General features: G+C 66.6%; 7 protein-coding genes. 6 read left to right on the top strand and 1 reads right to left on the bottom strand.

Annotated elements, in window-relative coordinates:
* Positions 1-132 (top strand): oxidoreductase-like domain-containing protein (locus QZT63_RS16265; protein ID WP_290652547.1); only part of this gene is annotated, 132 nt, incomplete at its 5' end.
* 34 nt (positions 133-166) lie between these two features.
* Here the strand turns inward: QZT63_RS16265 and rlmKL are convergent.
* Complete coding sequence (gene rlmKL, locus QZT63_RS16260) at positions 167-2,299, bottom strand: bifunctional 23S rRNA (guanine(2069)-N(7))-methyltransferase RlmK/23S rRNA (guanine(2445)-N(2))-methyltransferase RlmL (RefSeq protein WP_290652546.1); 2,133 nt, start codon at positions 2,297-2,299, stop codon at positions 167-169.
* Positions 2,300-2,721: 422 nt separating this feature from the next.
* Here rlmKL and metG point away from each other — a divergent pair, with 422 nt between their 5' ends.
* The 5 genes from metG to QZT63_RS16235 all read left to right on the top strand — a co-directional run.
* Complete coding sequence (gene metG / locus QZT63_RS16255; protein WP_290652545.1) at positions 2,722-4,746, top strand: methionine--tRNA ligase; 2,025 nt, start codon at positions 2,722-2,724, stop codon at positions 4,744-4,746.
* Between the two features lie 165 nt (positions 4,747-4,911).
* On the top strand, positions 4,912-5,493 hold the full coding sequence (gene rsxA / locus QZT63_RS16250; RefSeq protein WP_290652544.1) for an electron transport complex subunit RsxA: 582 nt from the start codon (positions 4,912-4,914) through the stop codon (positions 5,491-5,493).
* A 104-nt stretch (positions 5,494-5,597) separates the two neighbouring features.
* The gene (gene rsxB / locus QZT63_RS16245) at positions 5,598-6,152 is read left to right on the top strand and encodes an electron transport complex subunit RsxB (protein WP_290652543.1); all 555 of its coding nucleotides are present in this window, start codon (positions 5,598-5,600) and stop codon (positions 6,150-6,152) included.
* Complete coding sequence (rsxC, locus tag QZT63_RS16240) at positions 6,149-7,705, top strand: electron transport complex subunit RsxC (protein WP_290652542.1); 1,557 nt, start codon at positions 6,149-6,151, stop codon at positions 7,703-7,705. The genes rsxB and rsxC overlap by 4 nt, the downstream gene beginning before the upstream one ends.
* A 1-nt stretch (position 7,706) precedes the next feature.
* The coding region (locus QZT63_RS16235; RefSeq protein WP_290652541.1) for an RnfABCDGE type electron transport complex subunit D at positions 7,707-8,599 on the top strand (893 nt) is incomplete at its 3' end.

Here is an 8,599-nt window from a genome sequence, read left to right as displayed (position 1 = left end):
GCCTCGGAGTGCTGCGGCAGCGGTTGTGAACCCTGCGTGTTCGACTTGTACGAGGACGAACTCGAACGCTGGGAGGCGCGGGTGAAACGCCAATGGGCGCGATGGGCGCAGCGGCAGGACCCTAACCCGTAATCCAAGCTCTTGGTATCAGTGAGTCTCTTTACTTTCACCGCCGGATGAACCAACAGCGATGGATGCCGGGGTTGCGCTGAAAATCCGGGGGCGTGGACCACTCGCTGCAATCCTGCGCGCGTAGCCCGCCTAAGGCGGCCTCATCCAGGCGGAATCGGCGCCGGTTGCTGGAGAAGATCAGCACCCCGTGCTCGCTAAGCAGCCGCGCGGCAAGGGCGATCAGTTGCGCATAATCCCGCTGGATGTCAAGCGTCTCCTGCATCCGCTTCGAGTTGGAGAAACTGGGCGGATCCAGCAGGATTAGGTCGTAGTCCTGCCCGCCGCTGTGCACGGCCTCTCGCAGCCACTTTAGGCAATCGGCACGCACCAGCCGGTGCGCGCGCCCCTGCGCGTAGCCGTTCGCTTCCAGGTTGCGCCGGGTCCAGTCTACGTAGGTGGTGGACAGATCCACGCTGGTGGTCGCCAGGGCGCCCCCACGCGCGGCATGCACCGTGGCCACCCCGGTGTAGGCAAACAGATTGAGGAACGTGGCGCCGGCCGCATTGGCGGCGATCCACTCGCGCACCGGGCGGTGATCCAGGAACAACCCTGTATCCAGATAATCGGTGAAGTTCACAAGCACGCGCGCACCGTGCTCCATCACGGTGTAAAGCCGCCCGGACTCGCCCTGGCGCTGATACTGGGTGGGCCCTCTCTGGCGCTGGCGCACCTTGAAGGCCACCTGCTGCGCCGAGACACCAGTGGCGTCCGGCAGCGCCGCCAGGGCAGTGCGCAGACGGCGGGCGGCGTCCCGCTGGTCCACGCTGGGCGGCGGCGCATATTCCTGCACATGGAGCCACGGCCCTTCCTCCAGGGTCTCGTAGCGGTCCACGGCCAGGGCATACTCGGGGATATCCGCATCGTAGAGCCGATAGCAGTCCACGCCCGCACGCTTGCGCCAGGACTTGAGCCGGCGCTGATTCTTGCGCACCCGGTTCACCAGTGAGGCGGCCTCGTCCACCAGGCGGCCGGAGTCGCTCTCATTGATCGCGAAGCGCTCCAGGCGGCACTGGATGGGCCCATTGCGCACCATCCAGCTGCGCTCCGGCTTGAGCCCCACCTCCAGGCCTGCGCCGTTGAGTATAATGGCGCGCCAGCCGGGGAAGCGCTCCCGCAGCAGCTCACCGAGGCGCGCGTACAGCGGTGACAAACTGCGGTGGCTGCCGATCCGTTCGCCATAGGGGGGATTCGTCGCCACCAACCCCGGTCTGCAGCCCTTGCGGGGCGGCTCGGCGTCGCCCAGCTCCCGCCGTTCCACATGCACGCGCCCCACCAGCCCGGCAGCCTCGATGGACGCGAGTGCCGTGCGCACAGCCTGCGCGTCGTGGTCGTAGCCAACGATCGGGGGCAGTCGCGGCAATCCCCGGTGCCGGCGTTCCCGGGCCTCATCCTCCAACTGGCGCCAGCTGCCGGCATCGTGCCCGGTCCAGCCCTGAAAACCCCAGTGCTCACGCAACAGGCCCGGGGCCACATCCCCCGCCATCAGCGCGGCCTCGATCAGCAGCGTGCCGGAACCGCAAAGCGGGTCGACCATACCGCCGCCCTCTCCGGCGAGCGCAGGCCACTCGGCCCGCAGCAGCATGGCCGCGGCAAGGTTCTCCTTGAGTGGCGCACCGACGCCGGCACGACGATAGCCGCGCTTGTGCAGGCTGCCGCCGGAGAGGTCGATGGCAAGCGTGACAGCCTCGCCAACCTGATGGGCATTGATGCGAAAGCCCGGCTGCTCCACGTCCACATCCGGGCGCTCGCCACTCGCCTCGCGACAACCGTCCACCACGGCGTCCTTCACCCGCAGGCTGCCGTAGTGCGTATGCTCCACCGCCGGATGCATCCCGCCGAAATCCACGGCGATGGACATGCCCGGTTGCATCAACGCCATCCAGTCCACGCCCCGGGCGCCGGCGTACAGGGCATTGCCATCCGCGGCGCTGAAGCGGGCCACTGGCAGCAGTACCCGGTTGGCCACCCGCGACCACAGGCAAGCGCGGTAGGCGGTCACCAGTTCGCCGCGGAACCGCACACCACCCCGCTGCTCCGCGACCTCCTCGGCGCCCAGGGCTGTGAGCTCAGCGGCAAGCAGGCCCTCGAGCCCGCCGGGGCTGGTGGCAAAAAAATCCTGCTCAGGCATTGGCGATTCCATCGGACTTTCGAGCCTCGGCATTGTACCCGTGACGGTGGACGGGAGCGTGCGGACAGGGCAAGCCCGTCAAAAAACCACGCCGAATCTGGCATAATCGCGGGCGTATGCGTAGCCAGAGCCTGCGGCAGTTTGTTTCACGGTGCAGCACAACGCACCCTCTCAGTCGCATTCGGGGGCGCCGTGGTGGGGCGTCCGGTCCCGGACACGCGGTGAATACGTCCCTGTACGCTCGGCCGCGGCCGTCCGGGCCGCGGACGGTCCGTGACCGGACGCCCCACCCCGACGCGTGCCATCTGGCCACGTGTGGGGGAATTGGCGGCACGGCCCGTAGGGTGCGTTGTGATGCACCGTGAAACGAACCGGCGCAGGCGCCACTCCCCTCCGAGGGCTAAACAAACGGTTGAGGGTCCATGCAACGCAATATCCTGGTGACCAGCGCACTGCCCTACGCCAACGGGCCCATCCATTTGGGCCACTTGGTGGAGTACATCCAGACGGACATCTGGGTGCGGTTCCAGAAGCTGCGGGGCAACCACTGCATCTACGTCTGCGCCGACGATGCCCATGGCACGCCGATCATGCTCAAGGCGCGGGAGCTCGGGATCACGCCTGAGGAGCTGATCGAGCGCATGGGCCGCGAGCACCGGGAGGACTTCGCCGCATTCGGTATCGGCTTTGATAACTACTACACCACCCACTCCCCGGAAAACCGGGAGCTCTCGGAGCTGATCTACACGCGCCTGCGCGAGGCGGGTCATATCGACAGCCGCACCATCAAGCAGGCCTTTGACCCGGAACAGGGGATGTTCCTGCCGGATCGCTACATCAAGGGCGATTGCCCGCGCTGCGGCGCTGCGGGGCAGTACGGCGACTCCTGCGAGGTCTGCGGCGCCACGTACACGCCCACGGAGCTGAAGAACGCCGTCTCCGTGGTCTCGGGCGCCACGCCCGAGGAACGCGAATCCCTGCACTACTTCTTCCGCCTGCAGGACTTCGAGACCATGCTTAAGGACTGGGCGCGCGGCGGGCACGTCCAGCAGGAAGTGGCCAACAAGCTCGAGGAGTGGTTCACGGAGGGACTGCGCGAGTGGGACATCTCACGGGACGCGCCCTATTTCGGATTTCAAATCCCGGGCACCGAGGACAAGTACTTCTATGTCTGGCTGGATGCACCAATCGGCTATATGGCCAGCTTCCGCAACTGGTGCGACCGTCACGGTGAGGATTTCGACGCTTGGTGGAAGGCGGACTCCGACACCGAGCTCTACCACTTCATCGGCAAGGACATTGTCTACTTTCACGCCCTGTTCTGGCCCGCCATGCTCCACGGGGCGGGCTTCCGCAAGCCGACGCGCATCTGCGCACACGGCTTCATGACCGTGGACGGCGCGAAGATGTCCAAGTCGCGCGGCACGTTCATCATGGCGCGGACGTATCTGAACCACCTCGACCCGGAATACCTGCGCTACTACATGGCCGCGAAGCTGGGCAGCCACGTTCATGACCTGGACCTGAACCTGGACGACTTCACCCAGCGCGTCAACGCCGACCTGGTGGGCAAACTCGTGAATATTGCCAGCCGCAGCAGCAGCTTCATCAACAAGCGCTTCGACGGCCGCCTGGCGGCGGAACTGCCGGCCCCCGCGCTCTACCGCGATTTCGTCGCCCGTGGCGAGCAGATCGCCGAGGCCTACGAGAACCGCGAGTTCTCCCGCGTGATCCGCGACATCATGGCGCTGGCCGATCAGGCGAACCAATACTTTGACGAGGAACAGCCCTGGGTTCTGGCCAAAGACGCGCGCACACTGCCCCGGGTCCAGGCGGTGTGCACCCAGACCCTGAACCTGTTCCGCGTGCTCATGGTCTACCTCAAGCCCGTGGTGCCCAAGATCGCCGCGGAAGCGGAGGCCTTCCTCAACGTGGACGCCCAGGACTGGCAGGCGGTGCAAACACCACTTTTGGATCACACCATTAACCGGTTTAAGCCCCTGGCCACGCGGGTGGAGCGGGAAGCTGTGGACGCCATGGTGGAGGAATCCAGGGAGACCCTGGCGCCCAAGGGCGATGCGCCGGCCGCGGACAGCCCACTGGCGGATCACCCGATCGCCGATCCGGTGGACGTCGACACCTTCGGACAGATCGACCTGCGTGTCGCCCGTATCGAGGACGCCGCGGTGGTGGACGGTGCCGATAAGCTGCTCCAGCTCACGCTCGACCTGGGCGGTGAGAAGCGCAATGTCTTCGCCGGGCTGCGCGCGGCCTACGCCCCGGAAGACCTGCGGGGACGCCTGACCGTCGTCGTTGCTAATCTGAAGCCCCGCAAGATGCGCTTCGGCGTCTCGGAGGGAATGGTGCTGGCCGCCGGCCCGGGCGGCGACGCGCTGTACATTCTGGAGCCCGACTCCGGCGCGATGCCGGGGATGCGGATCCGATAGGACGTCGCCAGCCCGGGCGAAGGAAGGCGGTCGAGCATGCCCTGGTAAGGCCCGGCGGCCATGGGGTGATTGACTTGTCAACACGTATTGCCTTGTCACGGTTGCAACGGACCTCGTCCCTAGCAGGCAGGCGTTTACAGTGGCTGATCAACCAGTGCTGTCATCATGACCGAACTCGCCCTCATCTTGATCGCCACGGTCCTGGTCAATAACTTCGTCCTGACCCAGTTCCTCGGCTTGTGCCCGTTCATGGGGGTCTCGCGTAAGGTGGAGACTTCGGTGGGCATGGCCCTGGCCACCGCCTTCGTGCTTACCTTGTCCTCGGTGGTGAGCTACTTGGTGAATACCTGGGTCCTGGCACCATTCGGGCTGGAGTACCTGCGCACCATCGCATTCATCCTGGTCATCGCCGCGGTGGTGCAATTCACGGAGATGGTGGTGCGCTATACCAGCCCACTGCTGCACCGCGTGCTGGGCATTTTCCTGCCCCTGATCACCACCAACTGCGCGGTGCTCGGTGTGGCCCTGCTGAACGTGCAGCAGCAGCACAGTTTCGTCGCCTCGGCCCTCTATGGGTTTGGCGCCGCCACCGGCTTTGCCCTGGTGCTGGTTGTGTTCGCCGGGCTGCGCGAGCGCCTGGCAGTGGCCGATGTGCCGGTGGCGTTTCAGGGCGCGGCGATTGCGTTGATCACGGCGGGGATCATGTCGCTGGCGTTCATGGGGTTCGCAGGGTTGGTGCGGTTATAGGATGGTAATCGCAGGACCGGCTCGCAACACGGGCCAGCTCCACCTCCAGCCGATCCCGCCGTGAGCAATCGAACCGAGACGGAATCAAAGAACGGGGGACCACCATGGTCACGGCCATACTGGCAATCGGGTTGCTCGCCGCCGGGTTCGGACTCGCGCTCGGCTACGCGGCTGTGCGCCTTCGCCCGGCGTCCGACCCGGTTGTGGATCAGATCGACGCGCTGCTACCCCAGACCCAGTGTGCACAGTGCGGTTATCCGGGCTGCCGGCCCTACGCCGAGGCCATCGCCCGGGGCGAAGCGGATTTCAACCAGTGCCCGCCCGGCGGCGAGCGGACCATCCGCGCCCTGGCCAATCTATTGGACCGGGAGCCCAGGCCGCTCGACGCGCATTACGGCCGAGTCAAGGAGCAGGCTACGGTGGCACGTATTGACGAGAACCGCTGCATCGGCTGTACCCTTTGCATCCAGGCCTGCCCCGTGGATGCCATCATCGGCGCCCAGCGGCACATGCACACCGTGGTCGAGGAGCTGTGCACCGGCTGTGATCTATGTATCACCCCGTGTCCGGTGGATTGCATTGACATGACTCCCGTCCCGACCAAGACGCACAACTGGCGCTGGCCACACCCCGTCAATACCCCTGATCACGCGGCATGAACACAATCCGGACGCTGTTCGGTTTTCCAGGGGGCGTGCAGCTGCGCGCGCACAAGCACGCATCCACCCGCGAGCCGCTGGCAAGCTTGGAGCTGCCCGGCGAACTCGTCATTCCGCTGAGCCAACATGCGGGCGATCCCGCCCAGCCGACAGTCACCGTGGGCGAAACCGTCCACCGCGGCACGGTGATCGGCCGCCCGCCGGGCGAATTCAGTGCCGCGGTCCACGCGAGCAGCTCCGGCATCGTGCGGGCCATCGAGGAACGCCCGGTGCCTCACCCCTCGGGGCTGCCGGCACCCTGTGTGGTGATCACTACCGACGGCAATGACAGCCGGGACGCCCGCAGCCCGGAACCCATGCCGGACTGGGCGCGGCAATCGCCTGCGCTACTGCGCCGCCGCATCGAGGCGTGTGGCGTGGTCGGGCTCGGCGGCGCGGCGTTCCCTGCCGCCATTAAGCTCACGCCGGCGCCGGAAGCGGCCGTCGAACTGCTGATCGTCAATGCCATCGAGTGCGAGCCCTGGATCACCTGCGACGATGTGCTATTGCGCGAGCACGCGGACCAGGTCATTGCCGGGGCATGCATTATGCGCCACACCCTGGGCGCCCGCAGTGTGGTCATTACCCTGGAGGACACCAAGACAGTTGCCCGGGAGGCGGTACGCACGGCCCTGGAGGCGGTCGGCGAGACTGCCATCGACGTAATCTCCGTGCCCCTGCGCTACCCCGTCGGCGGCGAGAAACAGCTGATTCAGGTCCTTACCGACCGGGAGGTGCCAGCAGGCGGCCTGCCCCTGGACGTGGGCGTGCTCTGCCACAACGCCGGCACGGTCGCCGCGGTCACGCGCGCGGTCTGTCATGGCGAACCCCTCACCGAGCGGATTGTCACTGTCGCCGGAACGGGGGTCGGCGCACCGCGCAATCTTCGCGTTCGACTCGGCACACCCGTGCGCGACCTTATCACGGCCGCGGGCGGCTACCGGGGAGCGGTAAACCGGCTCATTGTCGGCGGTCCGATGATGGGATTCGCCCTGGGGCAGGACACAGTTCCGGTCACCAAGGGCTGCAACTGTATTCTGGTGACCGAGGAACAGGCCTTTCCGGCGCCCGAGCCGGCCCTGCCCTGCATCCGCTGCGGTGACTGCGCCGAGGCCTGCCCCATGTCACTGCAACCACAACAGCTTTACTGGCACGCCCGCGGGCGGGATCTCGAGGCACTTCGCGAAGACGGGCTGTTCGACTGCATCGAATGCGGCGCCTGCGCCTACGTCTGCCCCAGCCATTTGCCGCTGGTCGGCCTCTACCGGCATGTCAAGTCGGAAATACGGGCAGCGGAACAGGCCCAGCAGTTCGCCGAGGAGGCCCGCCAGCGCTACGCGTTCCGCCAAGCTCGACTGGAGCGCGAGCGGCGCGAGCAGGCCGAGCGACGGCAACGCAAGAAGGAGGCGCTGCAATCGAGGCCAAGCGACAAAGGGCAGGGCAGCAAACAGGCGGAAATCCAGGCGGCCGTGGCGCGGGCGCGCCAGCGAAAGCGCGGAGGGGGCGAGCGCTGAAATGCCGTTGACCACACCTCCCGCCCCGCACATCTCGGCGGGCACCAGCGTATCGCTGATCATGCGCCGAGTGCTGTACGCGCTGGCCCCAGGTGTGCTGGCCATGATGGCGGTGTTCGGCTGGGGCGTGCTGCTCAATACGCTCATCGCCGTGGCCGTGGCGCTGGCCGTCGAGACGGCCATGCTGCGCCTGCGCGGCAAACCGGTGCGGCTCTTCCTCGCTGACTGGAGCGCCGTGGTGACGGGCGTCCTGCTGGCGCTGTGCCTGCCTCCGCTGCTGCCCGCCTGGATCACCGCCCTGGGGGTTGCCTTCGGCCTGGTGTTCGGCAAGCACCTCTACGGCGGTCTTGGCTACAACCCCTTCAACCCGGCCATGGTGGGCTATGCGGCGCTGCTGATAGCCTTCCCCCAGGCCATGGTGCAATGGCTACCGCCCAGCGGGCTCACGGAAGTAACCCTGGGTCCCCTGCAAACGCTGCAGGCCATCGTCTTCGGCCAACTGCCCGCCGGTCTTACGGCCGACGCGCTCACCCAGGCCACCCCGCTCGACCACATCAAGACCCGACTCGGCGAAGGAGTGCCCATCGGCGAGCTGCGTGGTGGACCGGCGTTCGGTGTGCTCGGCGGCAGCGGCTGGGAATGGTTCAATTTGCTGTTTTTGGCCGGTGGCGCCTGGCTGCTGCATAGGCGCGTCATCCGCTGGCAGATCCCCGCCGGGGTGCTCGCAGGCCTGGCCCTGCCGGCACTGGTATTCTGGCTGATCAACCCGGATCAATATCTCTCGCCGCTGTTTCACCTGCTAAGCGGTGGCACCATGCTGGGGGCGTTTTTCATCGCCACGGATCCGGTCTCCGCCGCCACCACGCCCTGGGGACGGCTGATCTTCGGACTCGG

The sequence above is a fragment of the Aquisalimonas sp. genome, from assembly GCF_007120195.1.
Lineage (GTDB): Bacteria > Pseudomonadota > Gammaproteobacteria > Nitrococcales > Aquisalimonadaceae > Aquisalimonas.
Note: the sequence above shows the minus strand (reverse complement) of the source record. Positions and strands in the feature narration are given on the sequence as shown.

Bases quoted from the DNA above. Each gene is read 5' to 3' on its own strand.
- rsxA (WP_290652544.1), top strand. From the start codon at position 4,912: ATGACCGAACTCGCCCTCATCTTGATCGCCACGGTCCTGGTCAATAAC.
- rsxC (WP_290652542.1), top strand. From the start codon at position 6,149: ATGAACACAATCCGGACGCTGTTCGGTTTTCCAGGGGGCGTGCAGCTG.
- rlmKL (WP_290652546.1), bottom strand. From the start codon at position 2,299: ATGCCTGAGCAGGATTTTTTTGCCACCAGCCCCGGCGGGCTCGAGGGC.
- rsxB (WP_290652543.1), top strand. From the start codon at position 5,598: ATGGTCACGGCCATACTGGCAATCGGGTTGCTCGCCGCCGGGTTCGGA.
- metG (WP_290652545.1), top strand. From the start codon at position 2,722: ATGCAACGCAATATCCTGGTGACCAGCGCACTGCCCTACGCCAACGGG.